The following is a 22,805-nucleotide window of genomic DNA, read 5'->3' as shown; positions in this document are numbered from 1 at the left end:
ATGTTTCCGATTGTTAAATTTTTTCAATTTTCTGCCGGTTTCTCGTGTTTTTGAAAACCGGTTTTCTAAATTGGGTAAATATTGAAATTCATTCCTTTCGAAAAATTGACAGATTAATGGCACACGGAGCTGAAAAAGTTAGATTGAGTCTTCAGAAAGAAAACAAGGGATGGAAGAAGTGGGGGCCTTATCTGTCGGAGCGGCAATGGGGAACCGTTCGGGAGGATTACAGCGGGAATGGGGACGCCTGGAATTACATTACCCACGAAATGGCGCTCTCTAAGGCGTACCGCTGGGGAGAAGACGGTATCGGTGGTTTTTCTGACAACAAGCAGCATATATGTCTTTCCTTCGGGTTCTGGAACCATAAGGACAAAATACTGAAGGAAAGGATTTTCGGTCTTACCAACAGGGAATCGAATCACGGAGAGGATGTGAAGGAAATGTACTATTATCTGGATAGCACACCCACGCATTCTTACACCAAAATGCTCTACAAGTACCCTCAGCAGTTGTTTCCCTATGAAAATCTGCGGCAGGAAAACGGACGGCGTGGCAAGCAGGACCCCGAGTACGAAATCATGGACACAGGTGTGTTCGATAACGATGAATATTTCGATATTTTCATCGAGCACGCCAAGGCCGACGAGGAGGACATCCTGATGAAAGTGACGGTATTCAACCGGGGGACAGAAGATGCGCCCATTACGGTGCTGCCGACGATCATGTTCCGGAATACTTGGTCATGGGGATACGAGGCCTTCAACTATAAGCCGATCATGAACGGTATTTCGAACCGGCTCATCGAGGTGACACACCGAAAGCACGGGAAGTATAACCTGTATCTGGATGGAGCGGATGAATTGCTGTTCTGCGAGAATGAGACCAACTTCAAAAAACTTTACGGTACTGCCAATAACACGGCGTACCCGAAAGACGGTATCAACGACTATATTGTCAGTGGTCAGAAATCGAATAGTGTTAACCCCAATAATATCGGGACGAAAGCAGCCGCCAGGTTTACCAAAACGATTAAAGGTGGAGAAAGCGCGACGTTCCGGCTTCGTTTTGTAAACCATTCCATTTCAGAACCTTTTGGTGGTTTTGAAGACTTGTTTTCCAAAAGGATCCGGGAAGCCGATGAGTTTTATGATGACTTGCAGCGCGACGTTGCGGATTCAGACCTCCGATCGATTCAGCGCCAGGCCTACGCCGGAATGCTCTGGAGTAAGCAATTTTACTATTATAATGTATACGAATGGCTGAAAGGCGATCCTGCGCAGCCGGGTCCCAATCAGGGCCGTAAATGGGGCCGTAATTCAGGATGGAAGCATCTCTACGCGGCCAATATCATTTCGATGCCCGACAAATGGGAATATCCCTGGTTTGCTGCCTGGGACCTTGCATTCCACTGCGTGCCGCTGGCAAGGGTAGATGCTGATTTTGCAAAAAGGCAGCTCGAAATCCTTCTGCGCGAATACTACATGCATCCCAACGGGCAGATACCCGCATATGAATGGAATTTCTCGGACGTAAACCCGCCGGTACACGGCTGGGCTACCTGGAAGGTTTATGAGATCGATCGCGAGCAGAATAATGGCGTAGGGGATATTGAATTTCTGGAAAAAATATTCCACAAGCTGCTCCTGAATTTTACATGGTGGGTCAACCAGAAAGACGATACAGGAAACAACATTTTCAGCGGCGGCTTTCTCGGGTTGGATAATATCGGAGTATTCGACCGGTCGACACCTATGCCATTTGGAGGCAAGTTGCAGCAGGCCGATGCTACCGGCTGGATGGCGATGTACACGTTGAATATGCTTCGTATCTCGGTAGAAATTGCACTAGTGCATTCGGTTTACCAGGATATGGCCTCCAAATTCTTCGAACACTTCCTCCACATTGCCGGTGCGATGGAGTCGATTGGCGGAAAAAACTCGTCGATCAGCCTTTGGGATGAAGAAGACCAGTTCTATTACGATGTCATCCACATTCCCAACGGGCAAAGCATTCTCCTGAAGGTACGGTCCATAGTCGGGCTCATTCCATTATTTGCTGTCGAGATCCTGGACCCGCAGAACCTGGACAAGCTGCCGGTATTCAAACGTCGCGTGGAATGGGTTTTGGCCAACCGCCCGGACCTGGCACGCCTGATTTCACGCTGGTTCGAGTCGGGTAAGGGCGAAAACAGATTGCTCTCGATCCTACGTGGGCACCGGATGAAAATGATCATGAAGCGGATGCTGGACGAAAGCGAATTCTTGTCCGACTACGGTGTGCGCGCATTGTCTAAATACCATGAAGAGAATCCTTACAAATTCTATATCAACGGAGAAGTTCTGCAGGTAGACTATACACCAGCCGAAGCATTGACCGATATTATGGGGGGTAATTCAAACTGGCGCGGTCCGATCTGGTTCCCGCTGAACTACCTCATTTTTGATTCTTTGATGAAATTCCATACCTATTACGGGGAGGATTTTATGATCGAGTATCCGACAAATTCCGGCAACCTGACCACGATCAAGGATGCGGCGCTGGCGATAGCCTGCCGGCTGATCGATATCTTTAAAAAAGATACCGAAGGCAAACGTGCGGTGTACGGGCATGACGAGAAAATGCAGAAAGACCCGAATTTCAACGATCATGTGCTCTTCTATGAGTATTTCCATGGAGATAATGGCCGTGGTTGCGGCGCCAGCCATCAGACAGGCTGGACGGGGCTGGTCGCCGAATTGATCCATAAAACAGCGAAGGAGTCTTTTGCGGCGGTGGAGAAGGAAGAGGTGGAAATAAGCAAATAATTCCTTTTTATATTTACATTGATGACGCTAACGGAGTATTTCAGATAATCATTAGTCCCTTTTTGATGTGCGCTTCTGATTTCGGACGTAATGTCAGAAAGGGATTCGTTTTACATTTTATTTTCTTAATTAATTCTACTTAACTTGATTATGACTGCAAAATTGGAACCGAATGTGATGACCAAAGTGAGCAGCTGGCTCAACGGTGATTATGATATCGATACAAAGCAATCCATTCAACAACTGATCGATGAAGGAAACGATACGGAACTGACGGATGCATTTTATAAAGACCTGGAATTTGGTACGGGAGGGCTCAGAGGCCTTATTGGTATTGGCTCGAATCGCATGAACCGCTACACGGTGGGAACTGCTACCCAGGGATTGGCGAACTACCTTAACCAGGCGTTCCCAAACGAGGAGAAGAGCGTGGCGGTTGCTTATGACAGCCGCATTAAATCGGATGAATTTGCGAAAATCATAGCGGATATTTTCTCTGCCAATGGCATTTCTGTATACCTTTTCGAGGCACTGCGTCCGACCCCGGAACTTTCATTTGCGATCCGTTTGCTGGGCTGTAAAAGCGGGGTAGTGGTGACAGCATCGCACAACCCAAAAGAATACAATGGCTACAAGGCCTATTGGACGGACGGTTCGCAGGTAGTGGCCCCGCACGACACCAACATTATCAATGAGGTAAATGCGATCCAGTCGATCGATGAGGTGAAATTTGACGGCGACAGCTCGAAGATTACTAAAATCGGTGCTGATGTGGACAAAAAATACATTGACCATATCCTGTCGCTTTCTATCTCGAAAGGGGCTTTGGAGCGCCAGAAAGGTCTGAAAATCGTTTACACACCTCTGCACGGAACCGGTGTGACATTGGTGCCGCAGTTGCTGGCCAAAATGGGTTTCGAAGCGGTAACAGTGATTGAGGAGCAGGCCGAGCCGAAAGGTAATGGACAGTTCCCGACGGTGGTGTATCCAAACCCGGAAGAAAGCGAAGCGATGTCCAAGGCCGTTGACAAGGCGAAGGAAATCGACGCTGACCTGGTAATGGGTACCGATCCCGACTCCGACCGCGTAGGGATTGCAGTTAAAAACCACCACGGCGAAATCCAGCTGCTGAATGGTAACCAGACGGCCAGCGTGCTCATTTACTATCTCCTGAATGCGTGGAAGGACGCAGGCAAGCTGACGGGTACCCAGTTCGTTTGCAAAACCATCGTGACGACCGACCTGATCGATAAAATGGCAGCTGCGTATGGTGTGAAGTGCTACAACACGCTGACAGGTTTCAAATACATCGCGCAGGTAATCCGCGAGAAAGAAGGTCTGGAGCAGTTTATCGGAGGTGGTGAGGAAAGTTACGGCTATCTGATTGGCGACGCAGTTCGCGACAAAGATGCAATTGCCTCCTGCGCCATGATCGCCGAGCTGACTGCCTATGCGAAGGACAAAGGCCTGAGCCTGTTCGATATGCTGATGGAGATCTACAAGCAGTTTGGATTTTATTATGAAGGACTGATCTCCCTGACGAAAAAAGGGAAATCGGGCGCGGACGAAATCCAGCAGATGATGGCCGGTTTTCGCGCCAACCCTCCCAAGACCATCGCGGGATCAGCAGTAGTGAGAATGGATGACTATAAAGCATTGACGACCACCGATTTCAAGACCGGTACTACGACGGCTATTCCGTCCGGTGAAATGGGTATCGAATCATCGAATGTTTTGCAGTTCTTTACCGAAGACGGTACGAAATTCACCTGCCGCCCATCCGGTACCGAGCCGAAGATCAAGTTCTATGTCGGTGTGCGTGCCGCGCTGGAAAGGAATGAGGATTTCGACAGCGTTTATGCTTCTTTGAAAGAGAAAGTGAAGGCGATCGGGGAGGAGCTGAATCTGAAATAGAACTTCAAGGTGAGATACAAGGCGAAGGCGGCTCCAATGAGCCGCCTTCTTTATTTGGTGTAAATAATATAATATTTCTTACCACCCTTTTCCTCAATCACGTTCACCTTTTCGACCTGGTCTATGGGTATCTCGTTCAGCTCGTTGCGGGTTGCTGGTTGGGTATTGAGATAGAATTCAGAATTGTCCAACTTGTAAGCGACTTTTAGTGTATTCTGCAATGATTTGCCAATTCCCTGTAGCTCAAAAAGCTTATCTGAAAGCATTCGTTGAGGGTAGCCGGACGTAGCGCATGGTCCTTTGAGTTGATGTACAAGTTTATATTCAAAGTAGGCGACTTCATTTTTCTTCTTGATCATCGTGGCCTTCTCGTAATCTTCATTTAGCTCATTGGCAAGCGGTGCCGGCGGAAGCTGCCCCATCCCGAGTCCTTTTTGAAGTATATAACCTGAATAGCCTTTTGTTGGACTGAAATCATCGTCTCCGGCGCGGGAACCGGAGCCGGAAGAACCATTACCACTACTTCGGGTCATGACAGAAACCGAAGTGATGAATTTTTGCAAAGGATCATATTGCAACTTATTGACCGCGAGTTCCGCCCCAAATTTGTGGACAACTTCCCGGACCACATTAATATCGTCCCAATTCATCATTGGGGTAATAGCCCAGTACAATGTATCATTACGGATAAGCACACCTTTCACTCTCTTTTCCTGTTCCTGATTGATTTGGGTAGTATCCGAAAGTAACAGATTGGCTTTCGGATCCGGCTTTACTTCGGATCCGGCCGCTTTCTGTTCAGCCTCATCGGGTATTTCCATGGTCCTTACCTCAGGCATTATGACTTCATTAACCAGCGGCTTTACAAACGGCCTCATTTCCGGCGGAGCCATCGCCACAAGTCGTTCCCTAAATGGCGCTACGAATGCTGAGGAAATATAGATCAATGCAAGTACAGCCAGATATTTTCCCCAAACCCAATAATGCGAAGGTTTCCGGTTCATCATTTTGATGCGTTTTTTAAGCAGGGATTGGGCAAATGAACTGGTGAGCGGCAGTTCACGGGTTCTCATCACTGCATTAAGGAGGTCGTACTGGTACCTTTTTTTCTCAAATCCCGAATTCAGAACGGCTTTATCGGCAAGGTATTCGAGATTGGCCTGTACCAGCCGGCGGTGGTACCATGCGAATGGGTTGAACCACAATAGGATCCGCTGTATTTCGCTAATCAATAAGTCGATGCTGTGATGCTGCTTTACGTGTTCGGCCTCATGCGCGAGAATATGACCGAGCTCTCCGGCGGAATACCGGCTGGGATTGTAAACGATCCACCGGAAAAATGAGAAAGGCGATACAGTTTCAGGATTGCTGACCAGCACAACACCGTCAGATCTCCGCCGACGATCAGACCCGACAATAATACTGCCTAAGTTGGTTAGCTGAGTTAAGAATCGCACTGCTACAATAAGCAATCCGGCCAGGTAGCCTATCAGAAGCCAGTTTGCGAGAGCGGGGTCCTTACCAGTGGCAAGCGGTGCGGAAGCCACGGAACGTGCTGGAATTAATGAGACCGGAGCAGATATCGGAATATTCGTTCTGATCTCCGGCAGCGTCTGATGAAACTGCCGTTGTACTTCGACAGGCCCCCAGTCGGGCAAAGGAGTAAACGGCAGCAGCCATGCTACGGTTACATTAAACCAGAGGAGCACCCGGTTAAGTTTTGAAAATGTTTCGAACTGGATCAGCCAGCGGTAGGCTAGCGTCAGTGTCGCCAATACCAGGCTTACTTTTAGTAGGTAAGGGAACAGCATAAGTTGGCGGGTTAATGGGGTTGAACGTCGATTGATTATTCTCCTTCTTCAATCATTCTGATAATCTCCCGCAGATCGTCGGGCGTTACCTTTTCCTGTCGGGCAAAATAAGCGACCAGATCCTTGTACGAATCATTGAAGTATCCTCCAACGACCTTGTTCAGCACGAAGTGGTTCTGATAATCTTCTTTGCTGACGCTCGGGAAATATTCATAAGTGTTTCCGAATTGCCGGTGCGATACATACCCCTTTTCTTCCAGGTTGCGGATAACGGTCGAAACGGTATTGTAATGCAGTTTGGGTTCGGCGAAATGGGGCAGCATGTCTTTGATAAAGGCACTCTGCATGTCCCAAAGCACGCGCATTACTTCTTCTTCCTTGTTGGTGAGCTTGTCAAGTTCCATGATCCAAACATATAAACTATTTTTATAGTTAACAAACTATTTTTCTAGTAGTATTGATTTTTTTATTTGTGATTGGATTAATAGCGGGACTGTAACAGGCTTGTAATTGACCGGTAGCTAATCTGCATGTTACCTTTTGTTGTCTTAATGGGGTATTTACTGATACTTTTTGAAGAAGGAATTGTAAATTACATGGTATGTATAAACAATGCCTAACTATTTATGATGAAAAAACTACTTCACAACAACTTGATGTTGCTGTGCCTGTTGGCAGTATTCTGCTGGAATGTCGCCCAGGCGCAAGATGGGTCGGTGGCCGGTAAAGTCACGGACAAGGACGGAATTGAAATTCCTGGCGTAAGTGTGAGCGCCAAGGGTACATCCCATGGAACTTTGACCGATGCGAATGGAAAGTATTCAATTTATGTTACGCCGGGTACGGTGCTCGTTTTCAGCTTCATCGGTTTTAAAAAGCAGGAGATAACCCGCGGAGGCGAGAGCATGCTGAATGTGCAAATGGAAGCCGACGTAGCAATGCTTGACGAGGTGGTGGTAACCGCGTTGGGGCAAACGCAGGAAAAGCGCGCTATCGGTTATTCCGTCCAGTCAATTAAAGCGGACGAGATCAGGGAATCCGGTAATCCCAATATGGTGGGCGCATTGCAGGGAAAAGTGGCCGGAGCAGTCATCACGGGCTCCGGCGGCGCTCCCGGTGCGGGTGTCAACATCATTCTGCGAGGTGTCACTTCGCTCAGCGGGAGCGCGGATAATCAGCCCCTTTTTGTCGTGGACGGTATTATCATCAGTAATTCCACCACAGCTGGCAATCCATTGCCGAGTGCCGGTTCCGCGTCGCCGGGAGCCTCGGAACAATTTGCGAACACCAATCGTGCGGCGGACATTAATCCGGATGATATCGAAAGTATTTCGGTACTGAAAGGCCCTGCTGCAACAGCCTTGTATGGCTTACGCGCCTCCAACGGGGCCATCATCATCACTACAAAACGAGGCAAATCTGGTAAACTGAACGTGTCGGTGTCATTGTCGGGAGGGGTGGACGTGCTTGGGAAATCGCCTGATATCCAGGAACGTTTTATTCAGGGCCGGTTTGGTGAATTTATTTCACCTACCGAAGTACGCCAGCGGACGCCGTATCAGTCCTTTGGGCCGTCTGTTATCGGCAACACAACCGACCGCATCTATGACAATTTCCGGGGTTTTTACCAAACGGGCTTCCGAACCAACAACAGCATCACGCTCACAAAGGGAAGCGAAAAAGGAAACATCTACTTTTCCGCCGGTCATAACTATCAGCAAGGCATTGTCCCAACCACCAATTTCGAACGGACCTCCGGTAAAATTGCCGGTACTTACAATTTGACGAAACGAGTTTCGCTGTCCGGCTCCTTCAATTACATCCATTCGGGCGGAAAGCGCCCTCCTGCCGGCGATAAATCGGTTTTTAGCGCTTTGTCATACTGGCCGAATACGTATGATGTCAATGATTACCTGAACCCCGACGGCTCCTATAAAAACCTGCTGCCGGGTTTCACCGATAACCCGCGCTACCTGGTTGAAAAAAGTCCCAGGATCGATGCGGTGAACCGTTTCATCGCGGACGTGACATTGAATTATCATATAACCGATTGGCTAACCGCCAAGTATCAGATCACAATGGACGCATTCAATGAACGCCGGAAACGGCAGGTGGACAGTACATTCGATGTTGGAACGGCGGTGAAAGGGTTTTTGATCAAAGAAAATATCAATTATCGCGAAATCAATTCCAACCTGTACCTGACCGCTTCCAAACAGTTCAACGAGAATTGGAGCGGTTCGCTGATGGTCGGAAATTCGGTGGTAGGGAGCAAACGGCCTGATAGTTACTATGAACGAGGAGAAGGTTGGAAAGCCCCGTTCGATGACGAAATCAGCAGCTACCGCAACCAGCAGAAGCGTTTCTATTCGCCATTAGAGTACCGCATTGTAAGTTTCTTTGCAGATGCCAAGCTCAGTTACAAGGAAATGCTATACCTGAATGCGACGGGCCGGAACGATATTGTTTCAACCTTGCCCAAGGCCAACAACTCGTTTTTCTATCCGTCGTTCAGCGCAGGGTATATTTTTACCGAAAGCTTACCTAAGAACAACATCCTGTCATATGGTAAGCTTCGCGCGTCGTGGGCACAGGTGGGTAAAGGCACCGACCCGTACGTGATCGGCGTGTATTATGAACTGACGGACAATTTTCCGTTTGGCAATACAGTGCCGGGGTACGTCCGGCGGTCAACGACAGCTGCTGATAATCTGAAGCCGGAACGGACCACATCTATCGAATTGGGTACCGAGTTACGCTTTTTCAGGAATCGCCTCATGCTCGATGCGACGTATTTTACGATGGATAGCAAAGACCAGATCGTGCGTGCCCCGGTGTCGAATGTCTCGGGTTATTCTTTTTATTATACCAACATCGGTTTGATACGGAACAAGGGCGTGGAGTTGCTGGCTTCGTTCAAGCCGGTGCATACGTCGCGTTTCAGCTGGGACCTCTCTTTGAATTTTACCAAAATGTCGGGCAAAGTAGTGGAAATGCCAGATGAGCTCGAAGAAATAGCCTATTTCGATAATGGTAGCCGCGGGGTGTTGAAAGTGCGGGAAGGCAGTAAAGTAGGGGAGCTGTGGGGCCTCGATTATTTGCGTGCTCCGGATGGTCAAATGCTGATTCAGTCCAACGGCTTTCCGCTGACCAGCCTCGTCACTACCCCCTATGGCAATGCATTGCCGGATTGGACGGCCGGATTGACCAATTCATTCAATTACCGGGGCCTGGGCCTGTCTTTTCTGCTGGAATGGAGGAAGGGAGGCGACGTGGTAGATCTGGGCGAGCGTAATGCGTTCCGTTCAGGTTCCATCGAAATTACCGGCCGGCGATACGAACAGGTCGTTTTCAAAGGAGTTGTAGAACAAAAATCAGCGGATGGCAGCGTCACCTATGTTCCCAATAAGAAGGCGGTTGTGTTGGACGATGCATTCTACAATCCGTCTACGGCGCGCTATATGGGTAATTCGGCGGAGTTCAATATACAGGATGGCTCCTGGTTCAGATTGCGGACGGTAACTCTTTCTTATGCTATTCCCAAAGCTGCATTGGCTAAAACGGTATTCAAGAATGGCGTTCGGTTTAGTTTCACCGGTACCAACCTGTTCCTGAACACACGATTCAGGGGCTACGACCCGGAAGCGCTCACATTCGGCTCCGGTACCAACCTCATTGGTTTTGTAGGCCGGAACAATCCGGCAACGCGGAGTTTTCAACTGGGTATCAATGCTAATTTTTAGAAACTATGAAAAATATCAGACAAATATTCAGATTGACCTCACTTTGCATCGCAGCGTTGCTGACGACGTCCTGCGAGAAATTTCTCGATGTCAACACCGACGAAACATTGAAAGGCGACGCCACCATGCAGGAATTGTTGTCAACAGCCGAATTCTATACGGCGGAGGCAAGTTATCAGCAAGCCTACGTAGCCTGTCAGTACGCCCAGCAGCTGGGCAGTGCATTGGGATCGAATGGTATTGATACCTATGCGGAGACTGACAATACGCTTGGATGGTCGAATTTGTACCTCTATGCATTTCCGCAACTCAATACGATCATTAAGAAAGGACAGGAAGAGGGTGCCCCGGCTTATGTAGGTGTGGCCAAGGTGCTGATGGCCTATAATCTTGGTATCGCGACCGTCAATTGGGAGAATGTACCTTACACGCAGGCGGATCAGAAAAACTTCTCGCCCGCGTATGATACCCAGGAGCAGGTCTATGCGACCATTCTGCGTCTGCTCGACGAAGCCGTCACTGAACTTGGCGGCAATACCGGGCAAAAGCCGGCCACCGATGATCTGGTATACAATGGTGATCTGGGCAAATGGACGCGGTTGGCGCATTCGTTAAGGGCCCGGTACAATATGCATGCGTCGGTGAAGAAACCACAACAGGCCGCAGAGGCTGCATTGACATCCATTCCGAATGGGATGAAGGGCAATGAGGATGATTTTCAGCTCCAGTACAATTCCAAAAACCTGAGCCCCTGGCACAGCCGTGTGGCAATTCCGAATACGACGGGCAATCTTTCGGTCACTTTTACCAATACAATCGTAGACCTGATGAACGGGACTACGCAGGGGGTGATCGATCCCCGCCTGTCGAAAGTGATCGGGTTGAAAGGAAGTCAGACGGTTTACGCCGGGGTTACCCCTGGAACAGGGAGCGGCTCTACGGTGGATCTGAATGCCAAAGCCTGGCACTCGAACGTGAATTCACCGCTGGTCATGATGACCTATTCCGAGTTGAAAGCGATCGAAGCCGAGGCAAGATTTATTCTGAATGGAGGCACTGCCGGCACCACCGCCGAAGGCTATGCGGCCTACCAGCAAATGATATCGGCCAATATGAAAAAAGTGGGTGTGGCCGAAGGCGATATTGACACTTTTCTGAAAGACAACAAGATCAACGTCGGTGCGTCCAAGCTCACCATGAAGCATATCATCACCGAAAAATTCAAGTCGATGCTGCTGATCGGTGACATCTGGACAGACATCCGCAAATACGACTATCTGGACTTCCCCGTGCCAGCGAATGTCAATCCCGATTTGCAGGGGAAACGCATTCAACGCATGAAATATCCCGACTCGGAACAGACGAGGAATTCAAAGGCCGTGCTGGCGAATCAGAAAGATCCTGGAACGATCATGTGGCTGATGAGCAAATAGTTTTCCATTGATAAAACTGAAATAATATGAAACGCATTTTGAAATATATGTTTGCCTTTGTCGCGTCCATGGTACTCCTGACAGGGTGTTACGAAGAACCCGATCTGTTCGATGACCTGCTGGTCAGTAACGGCAAGGTCGCGCAGATCGCCGTGGTGTGGCTCGGGGATACGAAGGTTTACAATGCCGCGGGCGTTTTGCAGCCCGGCATTACCGTCGACTCGCTGAGTGCGGTGAACGTCAATGTGGAGTACACGTCCGAGATTCCGGTGAAAGAGTTCAAAATCTACTCTTCGCCGACCAGCTCCGGCACACAGACGCTCATCGCGACCCTGGCCGCCGGTGCTCAGAAATATGATCCTGAACTCCGCAATTATGTAGTGAAGGTGCCCATTACCGCGCCAAAAGGAAAGAATGTGACCACCGTGATTTTCGCGGAGGTGATCGCGGATAACGGACTGGCTTCCTCGCAGCGAAATGTTACATTAAAAACAAAGCCGTGAGAGGAAGGAAGGATGTGCAACATTAATCCAACAATTGAGGTATCAGTTCAAAAGTTTACAAACTCCTCATTTATCTTTGAGGATTAAAGCTTTGAAACTCTTGAAACGCCCGATTTTGAATTTTTGCAGCACATCCTTCAATCGTTGCCTGCTTTTTCTGGTTTTTGCACTCATGGCCTGCACGGAAATCTACGCACAGGGTGGGTCGGTTACGCTTACGGGTAAGGTTACGGATGAAAAGACTGGCAAGCCATTGCCATTTGCCAATGTCTTTATCAATAATTCGACTATCGGTACCAATTCCGATGAAAATGGTAATTACAGGCTGCCTAACCTGGCCGTTGGAAATCTCGAACTGGTGGTATCCTTCCTCGGCTATGAAACTGTCAAACAAACGCTTCGGTTTGAACAGCCGGGCAATAAAACCGTAGTATTCAAGCTGCGGGAAGGCCAGGAGCTCAAAGGCGTGACTGTGTACGCCAGAAAGAACAAAAAGAGGGAGAAGCACCTGAAAATCATCACGCGCGAGCTATTGGGTAAAAGCAAGTTTAGCAAGTTGTGTAAAATCACAAACCCCGAAGTATTGAGAATTTCCGAAGATGACGACGGGCATTTGGGAGCTCAGACCATCAAACCACTGATCATAGAAAATTATGCATTGGGCTACCGCATTCACCAGGACCTTGATGATTTCGACTATTTCAACGGAAAAGTTTACTACGGAGGGAGCACCCGTTTCGAACTGCTGGAACCGAAAGACGAAACACAGCGCAAGCAGTGGCGGGCTAACCAGAAAACAGCCTATCAAGGGTCGTTGAAACACCTGTTGGCCAGCATTGTAGCTGATAGCGTGCAGGAGCAGGGTTTTAAGATATACCAGGTCATCCCGGATTCAATGAGGATGTTCAAATCCGTACGGACCGTGAATGGCTACAACACCATTTCGAATCACCTGCATAACCGTATTGAGGCTATTCGCGGAATGCGGCTTGTAAGGCCGGGCGAACTGCCCAACGAGCGGTTGGTTGTGTCGCTGACGCAGCTGGAAGTGTTCAACACGAAGAAAGGCGGCCGATCACCGTATTCGGATATGCCCTATGCTTACACACAGATCACGCTCCCGCAAGGTTATATGGTCATCACGCCACAAGGTTGGGTAGTGATGCCAATGGGTTTTGAAATTGCCGGAGACCTCGGTAATGACCGCTTTTCATCCCTTTTGCCGGCAGACTGGAAACGCGATGAATGATCTCGGGTCGAGTAGTTTAGCGGTTTGTTTCTGGAATAAAGGATAACTAGGGATTCCAGATCTGTTTTAAAATTGAAATCTACCGAAAACCCAGGCAGGGCTTAAAGAACAGGGCCCGCCATTTACTCACATCCGGAACCCTGCATACCCTGGATGAAGAACACCATGATATTCGGCCACCTGCCTGCATCAATGTCGCGTATAAGGTTATGCGTTGCGTCCCGACGCCTCCTCTACTGGTGCAATATTTCCTGATAAGCTCTTTTCCTTTGCTGCGACCGTATACTCTTAAACGGATTCCAAAGTAGCCTAAATGACTTGATTCTTTCCCCGCAGGGACATTCCTGACAGCGGAATGCCGCCAATCATAATATCGTATAGTATTGTGGATTGAGAAAGCGCGATTCAAAAAGTGATTGTTGTCACTATTTGAGACTTTTGGTAACATTATTTTAGCTATTTATGGTACTATTCTGTCAAAAAATAAAAATGAGTAAATTATTAAGATAATTATTTGCTTAAATAATGATAAATTTGATATGCCTAATGAATTATTAACCTAGCTAAAAATTATGAAAAGAATCTACAAAAATCCCCGGCGGATTTTGCTTGTTTCTCTCCTCCTCTTTTTAACGATCCAAGTTTCGATGGCGCAAGAGCGAAGGGTAACAGGTGTGGTCATAGACCCCGCAGGCACAGGAATTCCGGGAGCAACCATTCTCGTCAAAGGCACACAGATCGGTGCAAATACCGATGCGGAGGGTAGGTTTGCTGTCAATGCAAGATCAGACAGAGATGTTCTCGTGGTGAGCTTCGTGGGTTACAAAACCCAGGAGATCATCGTCGGTAACAAGACCGTGATCGAAGTGAAAATGGAGGACGACGTGGCGGCGCTGGAAGAGGTGGTCGTGACCGGTTATACTACCGATAAGCGTCGCGAAACGTCCGGTTCGGTAGCCCTGGTAAAATCCAAGGATCTGACGGCAGTTCCTTCGGGTAATGTGGAGCAACAGTTACAAGGACGTGTTGCCGGAGTTACTGTAATTACCAACGGGCAGCCCGGTACCAATAGCCAGATCCGTGTTCGCGGATTCGGGTCTTTCGAGGCCAACGAGCCATTGTATATCGTGGATGGGGTACCGGTGGGGTCTACGGACTTTCTCAACCCGGATGATATCGACCAGACCACAGTCCTGAAAGATGCAGCCGCGGCATCCATCTATGGAGCCCGTGCCGCAGCGGGTGTGGTTGTTTATACCACGAAAAAAGGTACGCGGAACAGGAAACTGAGTGTTACCTATGACGGCCTGGTCGGTTTTACAACACCCGGAAGCGGTCAGAAAATGATGAACCCCACGGATTTTGCTGACTGGACATGGAATGCATTCCGCAATTCAGGCTGGAAAGTGGGCGATAAGACATGGACTCATCCGCAATTTGGAACGGGCGCGAGTCCTGTCATTCCGGATTATCTGATGGTAGGCGGATCCTATGGCGTTACCGGCACGGTCGACCTGGAGGCGGAAAGAAAGAAGTACAATGTCGATCCTACCGCTGGAACGGTTTATCAGGTCATGAAGGCCAATAAAGAAGGTACGGACTGGTATGACGCGATCACCCGGGTTGCACCTGTGACCAGGCATTCACTTGGATTTTCAGGCGGTGGTGAAAATGGCCGTTACTTTGTCGGGTTGGGTTTACAGGATCAGCAGGGTATCCTTTTGAATAACAGCTTCAAACGTTACTCATTCCGTGTCAATACCGAATTCAATATCCTCAAAAATCTCCGGTTCGGAGAAAATATACAAGGAACTTACCGGCAGGTGCTCGGTATCGGGGGCGCCAATAACGGGCAGGGGGTTGCCAATGATGAAAACGATATTCTGAGCGCGTTCCGGATGCCATCGATCATTCCGGTTTATGATGTGTTTGGCGGATATGCGGGAACCGCGGCCAAAGGGTTCAATAACCCCAGGAATCCGGTGGCAACCCGCGACGGGATGAAAAACAACAATGCCTTTAATGCCAATGGCTTTGGTAACTTCTATCTGGAATATGATCCGATTGAAAACCTGACATTACGGTCGAGTGTCGGTGGGCAGTACAACAACTACACCTACTGGAATTATTCACGCCGTCAGTATGAAAACTCCGAGAACAACTCGGCCGTTGGATATGGCGAAGGTTCGGGTTACCGCTTTGCGTGGAGCTTTACCAATACCGCACAATACCGCAAGACTTTCGGTTTACATAATGTCGACGTCCTGGTGGGGCAGGAAGCTTTGAACACCGGTAAAAGCAGGGATCTACAGGCATCCGGTCTCAACCCGTTCTCGAATGATATCAACTACGTGAACATGTCCAATGTGTCATCGAAAGTGGTAAATAGCCAGCTGAACAACGGGGTGACGTTTTACTCGCTCTTCGGCCGGTTGAATTACATTTTCAATGATAAATACATTATCTCCGGTGTATTGCGCCGCGATGGTTCGTCGCGCTTTGGTGCGGCCAACCGTTATGGGGTTTTCCCGGCGGTCTCGGTGGCCTGGCGTGTCACTTCTGAAAGTTTCATGAAAAATCTGACTTTCCTGAGCGACCTGAAAATCAGAGGGGGCTACGGAACGATGGGGAACTCCAATGCCGTCCGTCCGGACAATCAATACAGCCTCTATTCCGCGGGAATCGGATCGTCGGCTTATGACATTACGGGTTCCAACACAAGCGCAGCGGAAGGGTACTATCGTAGCAAACTGGGCAATGCGGAGGCGAAGTGGGAAACCAGTGTTACGAAAAACATCGGTTTCGACGCGACCTTATTCAACGGTAAACTGGACGTGATCCTTGATCTGTGGCAGAAAGACTCCAAAGACCTGTTGTTCCAGAAAGGAGTACCCGCTGTGGTAGGCCCCGGTGCAACACCTCCTTATGTGAATGCAGGTACCATTACCAATAAGGGTATCGACTTTCAGATCATCACAAAAGGGAAGGCGGGCGACAAACTGGGCTACGAGCTAAATGTAACTGGTAGTGTGCTGAGAAACGAAATCGGCGACTTGGGCGGCGACAAGTACCTGTCGGGCATCAACCCTGGTTACCGGGGCCTTCAGCCGATCCGCAATCAACTGGGATATTCGCTTTCCGCATTCTATGGCTACAATGTAACCGGCCTCTTCCAGACCCAGGAAGAAGTTGACCGTGCACCTGCGCAGGATGGCAAAGGTATTGGCCGCTTCCGGTATGAAGACGTCAATGGCGATAACCTGATCAATGCAGATGACCGTAAATATCTGGGAAGTCCGGTTCCTAAATTCACCGGCGGCCTGAACTTGAAACTGACCTACCTGAACTTCGAGGTGGAAACCTACATGTATACCTCCGTGGGTAACAAGATTTTCAATGCATCGAAATGGTTTACAGATTTTTATCCATCGTTTGCGGGTGCAGCCATCAGCGAAAGGGTGAAAGACTCCTGGTCACCTTCCAACACCGGTGCCACCATCCCGATCTTTGAAAGTGCTTCCAACTTTAGCACGAATACCCAGGCTAACTCATTTTATGTAGAAAACGGCAACTATGTAAGAATGCAGAATATCTCTCTGGGTTATAACCTGCCCAAAACGCTGCTGTCGAAGTTGAAAATGCAAAAACTGAGGATCTATGCTTCGGCCAACAACATTTTCACTATTTCGAAATACCAGGGACTCGATCCGGGTGTAGGCGGTAACGCAGATACGCAATTTGGGATTGATGTAGGTAACTATCCTGTAACCAGAAGCTGGGTCTTCGGTCTCAACCTGGGTTTCTGACCGGTGGTTTGACAGGACATTTCTACATTACTGAATCATAAATATTCTGACTGATGAAAAAGATATTCTCCAATAGTATGGCGGTCATCACCGTACTAATGACATTATTCTTCTCCTGTAAAGAGAGCTTTCTGGAAAAGCCGGCGACGGGTGCAGTGAGTGAAGAGCTGCTGACCTCTACCAAAGGACTGGAAGGAGCGTTGATCTCGGTATACGGGCAGATCAACGGCAAAGGTGCCGGAGGCCGGATGGCCAGTCCAAGTAACTGGGTGTGGGGCAGTATTCGCGGTGGCGATGCCAATAAAGGTACCGATCCCGGTGATTTCAGCGACATCAACCCGATCCAGCGTTACGAATACCAGAGTACACAGGGTGTGATTCTCGATAAATGGAATGGTAACTACGAAGGCGTCGCCCGGGCCAATGCCGTATTGCGGCTGGTAGCCAAAGCGGATCCGGATGTTACAGATGCTACCAAGACACGCATCACGGCCGAGTCGCGGTTTCTGAGAGGGCACTATTATTTCGAACTGAAAAGGGCATTCGGCAATACGCCCTATGTCGATGAAACGGTGGATTACGGCTCGGGTATAGAGAAAGTGAAGAACGACGCTGATCTCTGGCCTAAGATTGAGGCGGATTTCAAATTTGCCTATGACAACCTGCCCGTTACCCAGGATGCTGTAGGTAGGGCCAATAAATGGGCTGCCGCGACTTATCTGGCAAAAACCTATTTGTTTCAAAAGAAATTTGCAGAAGCAAAGGGGCTTTTTGATCTGATCATTGCCAATGGGCAAACAACCAATGGTAAGAAGTACGGATTGGTACCCAAATATGCAGATGTATTCCGGGCATCCAATGATAACAACCAGGAGTCGGTGTTTGCAGTACAGGCGGCTGCGAATACGGGTAGTGTGAATAATGCCAACCCTGAATTCGATTTGAACTGGCCGTATAATACCGGCGCGAATGGACCTGGCAACTGCTGTGGATTTTTTCAGCCTAGCTTTGAAATGGTTAATTCACACCGGACCAATTCGAATGGCCTGCCGTTGCTGGACGGCTCCTACAATACGGCTGCTAATGCTGTTGTGACCGATATGGGCTTGCTTTCCAAGGACAAGTTCACGCCGGATGCTGGTAATCTGGACCCACGTCTGGATCATTCGGTGGGTCGTCGGGGCATCCCGTTCCTGGATTGGATCGATCACCCGGGTGCCGACTGGATTCGTAACCAGGCGAATGGCGGCCCGTACAGCCCCAAGAAATTTGCATACTACAAAACCGACGTGGGCTCATTACAGGACAACAGCTCCTGGACCCCTGGTTATACTGCCATCAACTATGCGGTGATCCGTTTCGCCGACGTGCTGTTGATGGCTGCCGAAGCGGAAGTGGAAGCAGGAACACTGGAAAAAGCGCGTGAATATGTGAATATGGTCCGTACGAGGGCGGCTAATCCGGATGGCTTTGTCATGAAGAACGGTGCCCCCGCAGCCAAATACGTGATCAGTACTTATAAAACAGCCTGGACGGATAAGGAGGTAGCGCGGGCTGCTGTGCGTTTCGAGAGAAAGCTCGAATTGAACCTGGAAGGGCATCGGTTTTTTGATCTGGTTCGCTGGGGAGTAGCAGACAAAGAACTCAACGCTTATCTGACCTATGAGGCTGCCAGATTGACAGGTGCGCTGGGTACAGCGAAGTTTACGGCCAAATACGAGCTCTTGCCGATTCCACAAGGACAAATAGATCTTCAGGGCGCTGATGTGCTCAAACAGAACCCTGGTTTCTGATTTTTTAATCTAACTAAATCGGAGGAGATGGTATGTATTTACCATCTCCTTTTCTTAATTTCGAAATATCCCGTTTCTATCATTTTATTGCACCTGACTAATGTTCGCTAAGCACCTCATTCCGGCTTTTGCGGCGGTATTGCTGCTGGTATCCTGCAAGAAAGAGCTTAAAATTTTTACGGAATTGCCTGTGGATGAAACAGGCATCCGGTTTGCTAATCGGATTGCGGAAAATGATACGATGAATATTCTGGCATTCGAATATGTGTACAACGGAGGAGGAGTTGCATTGGGCGATTTTAACAACGATAGCCTTCCTGATGTCTACTTTACAGGCAATACGACCTCCAATAAGCTGTATCTGAACAAGGGGGATTTCAAGTTTGAAGATGTTACGGAAAAAGCGGGCGTCGCGCCGAGCAACAAATGGTCGACCGGAGTCGCACTGGTGGATATTAATAATGATAATCTGCTCGACATATATGTATGCGCGTCAGTACGCAAGGTACCGCAGGAGCGCGAAAATCTGTTGTATGTCAACCAGGGGCTGGACGCGAACAAAGTGCCGGTTTTCAAGGAAATGGCGAAAGCATATGGTATCGCAGACACTACACACACCACCAATGCGGCATTTTTTGATTACGATAACGATGGCGACCTCGACCTGTTCCTGATCGTCAATGAAATGGATGACAATAACTTTCCGAATAAATACCATAAAAAAATTGTCGACGGATCGTCGCGCAGGACCGACAGGCTTTACCGGAACGATTGGGACGCAAAGCTCAATCATCCCGTTTTTACAAATGTGTCCAGGGAGGCGGGCATTCTGATCGAAGGGTACAGCCTCGGGATCAACGTCACGGATGTGAATCAGGACGGCTGGAAGGACGTGTACATTACTAATGACTATCTGACCAATGACCTGCTGTACATCAACAATGGGAATGGCACCTTTACGGACAAGGCGCCGGATTATTTTAAACACACTTCTCATTCCGCGATGGGCAATGACGTGGCAGATATCAATAATGACGGACTCGTGGACGTAGTGGCAGTGGATATGATGCCTGCTACCAACCGACGAAAAAAAATGATGACACCGGCGAACAGCTATGTCACTTATCAGAACAACGAACTGTTTGGCTATCAATACCAGGTAGCCCGCAATACCTTGCAATTGAACCAGGGAGGAATTAATGGGAAAGCCAACACCCCGGTATTCAGTGAAATCGGACTGCTTAGCGGAGTGGCCGAAACCGACTGGAGCTGGACGCCGATGGTGACCGACTTCGACAACGACGGATTGCGTGATATCATCATTACGAACGGTTTTCCGAGAGACATTACCGATCTCGATTTTATAGCCTACCGGAATGAAGTTTCGAGCATTATGGCTCCAATGATGATGCTGGACTACATTCCGAGCGTGAGGGTCAGGAACTTCGCATTCAGAAACAAGGGAGATCTGACTTTTGAAGATGTTTCCGATTCGTGGGGGATCGAAACACCGGGGTTTTCCAACGGGGCTGCGTATGCCGATCTGGATAATGATGGCGACCTCGACTACATCGTCAATAATATCAATGACTCAGCCGCTGTCTACCGCAACAACAGTATCCAGATCAAGCCGGCCGAAAGCAATTATCTTCGCATTGCGTTTAATGGGGAGCGTTATAACCGGGCCGGTATCGGTGCCATCGCGGAAATCACTTATTCCGACGGGAAGAAACAGGTCGCCGAAAATTCTCCTTATCGGGGCTACCTTTCGACCGTGGAGCCATTTGTCCATTTTGGTTTGGGGCGGGAGCAGAACATTCAACAGGTAAAAGTCACATGGCCCGGTGGCAAGAGCCAGGTTCTGAAAAATATCAAAGCCAACCAGATGCTTGTGGTTAAGGAGAAGGAAGCGGTGGTTCAGCCGGTAATTGTTCCGTCACCGGAAGAGAAGCTGTTTACCGACATTACGAGCGATTTGAATGTGCCTTATCGCCACGAGGAAATGGATATCATTGATTTTAATGTACAGAAATTGCTGCCGCACAAGATGTCGCAATTCGGGCCGGCACTTGCGGCCGGGGATGTGAATGGCGACGGATTAGAGGACGTATTTGTGGGTGGTGCATATCTGCATAAAGGGCGGTTTCTGCTTCAACGGCCGGACGGCAAATTCACCGTTGCAGACCTGCTGCCCGGGGCCGAAGGATTCGAAAAGACTTCGGAGGACATGGGTGTGCTGCTCTTCGATGCCGACCGCGACCTGGATCTGGATCTTTACATCGTCAGCGGCAGTTATGAGTTGCAGGAAGGATCCGACGCATTGAAGAATGCCCTATATCTCAACGACGGAAAGGGGCATTTCGCACGTGATACTGCCGCGTTGCCAGCATTTCTGGTAAACGGCTCCTGTGTAAAAGCCGTCGATTTCGACCGTGACGGTGATCTGGATTTGTTTGTCGGTGGCAGGGTGGAGGCAGGAAAATATCCGAAACCGGTTTCCAGCTATATTTTACGCAACGATTCCAATGGCGTTACGGTACGTTTTTCAAATGTCACGGCACTTGTGGCGCCCGAGCTTGCCGGAATCGGGCTGGTATGTGATGCGCTTTGGACCGACTATGACAATGATGGCTGGACAGACCTTTTGCTCGCCGGAGAATGGATGCCGCTGACTTTCCTGAAAAACGAGAAAGGGAAACTAAAAAAGGTTGTCTCCGGACTGGAAGCCCAAAAAGGGTGGTGGGGGAGCCTTGCCGCGGGCGACTTCGATAACGATGGCGATATGGACTATATCGGCGGAAACCTTGGAATGAATACCCTTAGCAGAGCTTCCGAAAGCCGCCCCGTGAGCGTGTACGCGAAAGATTTTAACAACGATGGCTATTTCGACGCCATCCCGACGGTCTTTTACAGGGCGCAGGACGATACTTACAAAGAGTTTCCCTACAACACACGCGACGACATGGGTAAGCAGGTGATCCAGGTGCGTCAGCGCTTTCAGGAATACGGGAAGTTTGCGGAATCGGGGTTGGGGGAAATATTGAAACCGGAGGAGCTGAAAGACGCATTGCATTTGTCGGCCACGTGGATGAAAAGCAGCTATATCGAGAATCAGGGCGGCGGCAAGTTTGCAATCCGGGAGCTGCCGGTGCAGGCGCAGTTTGCCCCTGTTTTTGGAATGATAGCCGACGATTTCAATCAGGACGGCAACCTGGATCTAATGCTTTCGGGAAATGATTATGGTTCGGAAGTTTCGGTCGGGCGGTATGACGCCATGTACGGACTTGTCCTGACAGGCGACGGCAAGGGCAGTTTCCGTCCGCTCAGGATCTCGGAAAGCGGGTACATGGTCAATGGCAATATGAAGAGCCTGGTACGTCTGGCTTCATCCGACGGTAAATGGCTCTCGGTAACTTCCCAGAACCGGGAACTGCTGCGCTTTCACCGTGCCTCGAAGCCGACGCAAAAAGTGGGGCTCGGCGTCGGTGAAACATCTGTATTGCTGCATTTTAAAAACGGAAAAACGAGGAAAGAGGAACCAGGTTACGGTTCATCGTTTCTCTCGCAATCGAGCCATGCATTGTTTTTGCCTTCCTATGTTGAAAGCGTTACTATACTTGGTTCAAAGGGAAGTAGAAATATACGGGTTATTAATGCCCATTAGAATCCACAGCATAAACTAATTGTTGAGCATGCCATTATCCTTTGCGAAGGCAATAATAGTTTTACCGGTAAATAATTATATT

The 22,805-nt window shown here is 49.0% G+C and carries 11 protein-coding genes; 9 read left to right on the top strand and 2 right to left on the bottom strand.

What is annotated here, in order from left to right; all coding sequences use genetic code 11:
- The first annotated feature begins 116 nt into the window (after positions 1-116).
- Both BP71_RS11055 and BP71_RS11050 read left to right on the top strand, forming a co-directional pair.
- Positions 117-2,807, top strand: coding sequence for an MGH1-like glycoside hydrolase domain-containing protein (locus tag BP71_RS11055; RefSeq protein WP_496379092.1), 2,691 nt, complete (start codon positions 117-119; stop codon positions 2,805-2,807).
- A 150-nt stretch (positions 2,808-2,957) separates the two neighbouring features.
- Positions 2,958-4,721: a phospho-sugar mutase gene (locus tag BP71_RS11050; protein ID WP_496379090.1), complete on the top strand. Its 1,764-nt coding sequence runs from the start codon at positions 2,958-2,960 to the stop codon at positions 4,719-4,721.
- A gap of 50 nt (positions 4,722-4,771) precedes the next feature.
- Here BP71_RS11050 and BP71_RS11045 read toward each other — a convergent pair whose 3' ends face one another.
- Positions 4,772-6,532 carry a M56 family metallopeptidase gene (locus BP71_RS11045; RefSeq protein WP_496379088.1) on the bottom strand — a complete coding sequence of 587 codons (1,761 nt, stop codon included), beginning with the start codon at positions 6,530-6,532 and terminating at the stop codon, positions 4,772-4,774.
- Between the two features lie 35 nt (positions 6,533-6,567).
- Complete coding sequence (locus BP71_RS11040) at positions 6,568-6,936, bottom strand: BlaI/MecI/CopY family transcriptional regulator (protein WP_496379086.1); 369 nt, start codon at positions 6,934-6,936, stop codon at positions 6,568-6,570.
- 222 nt (positions 6,937-7,158) lie between these two features.
- Here BP71_RS11040 and BP71_RS11035 point away from each other — a divergent pair, with 222 nt between their 5' ends.
- From BP71_RS11035 to BP71_RS11005, 7 genes are all read left to right on the top strand, one after another.
- Positions 7,159-10,275 carry a SusC/RagA family TonB-linked outer membrane protein gene (locus tag BP71_RS11035; protein ID WP_496379084.1) on the top strand — a complete coding sequence of 1,039 codons (3,117 nt, stop codon included), beginning with the start codon at positions 7,159-7,161 and terminating at the stop codon, positions 10,273-10,275.
- Between the two features lie 5 nt (positions 10,276-10,280).
- Positions 10,281-11,708: a SusD/RagB family nutrient-binding outer membrane lipoprotein gene (locus BP71_RS11030; protein ID WP_496379082.1), complete on the top strand. Its 1,428-nt coding sequence runs from the start codon at positions 10,281-10,283 to the stop codon at positions 11,706-11,708.
- Between the two features lie 26 nt (positions 11,709-11,734).
- Positions 11,735-12,211, top strand: coding sequence for a hypothetical protein (locus BP71_RS11025; RefSeq protein ID WP_496379080.1), 477 nt, complete (start codon positions 11,735-11,737; stop codon positions 12,209-12,211).
- Between the two features lie 100 nt (positions 12,212-12,311).
- Complete coding sequence (locus BP71_RS11020; RefSeq protein WP_496379078.1) at positions 12,312-13,460, top strand: carboxypeptidase-like regulatory domain-containing protein; 1,149 nt, start codon at positions 12,312-12,314, stop codon at positions 13,458-13,460.
- A gap of 572 nt (positions 13,461-14,032) precedes the next feature.
- Positions 14,033-17,266 carry a SusC/RagA family TonB-linked outer membrane protein gene (locus BP71_RS11015; protein WP_496379076.1) on the top strand — a complete coding sequence of 1,078 codons (3,234 nt, stop codon included), beginning with the start codon at positions 14,033-14,035 and terminating at the stop codon, positions 17,264-17,266.
- Between the two features lie 53 nt (positions 17,267-17,319).
- Complete coding sequence (locus tag BP71_RS11010; protein WP_496379074.1) at positions 17,320-19,059, top strand: RagB/SusD family nutrient uptake outer membrane protein; 1,740 nt, start codon at positions 17,320-17,322, stop codon at positions 19,057-19,059.
- A 100-nt stretch (positions 19,060-19,159) separates the two neighbouring features.
- The gene (locus tag BP71_RS11005; RefSeq protein WP_496379072.1) at positions 19,160-22,723 is read left to right on the top strand and encodes a CRTAC1 family protein; all 3,564 of its coding nucleotides are present in this window, start codon (positions 19,160-19,162) and stop codon (positions 22,721-22,723) included.
- The last annotated feature ends 82 nt before the right edge of the window (positions 22,724-22,805 follow it).

The sequence above is a fragment of the Dyadobacter ginsengisoli DSM 21015 genome, from assembly GCF_059568735.1.
This window is presented reverse-complemented; position numbering and strand designations above follow the sequence as displayed.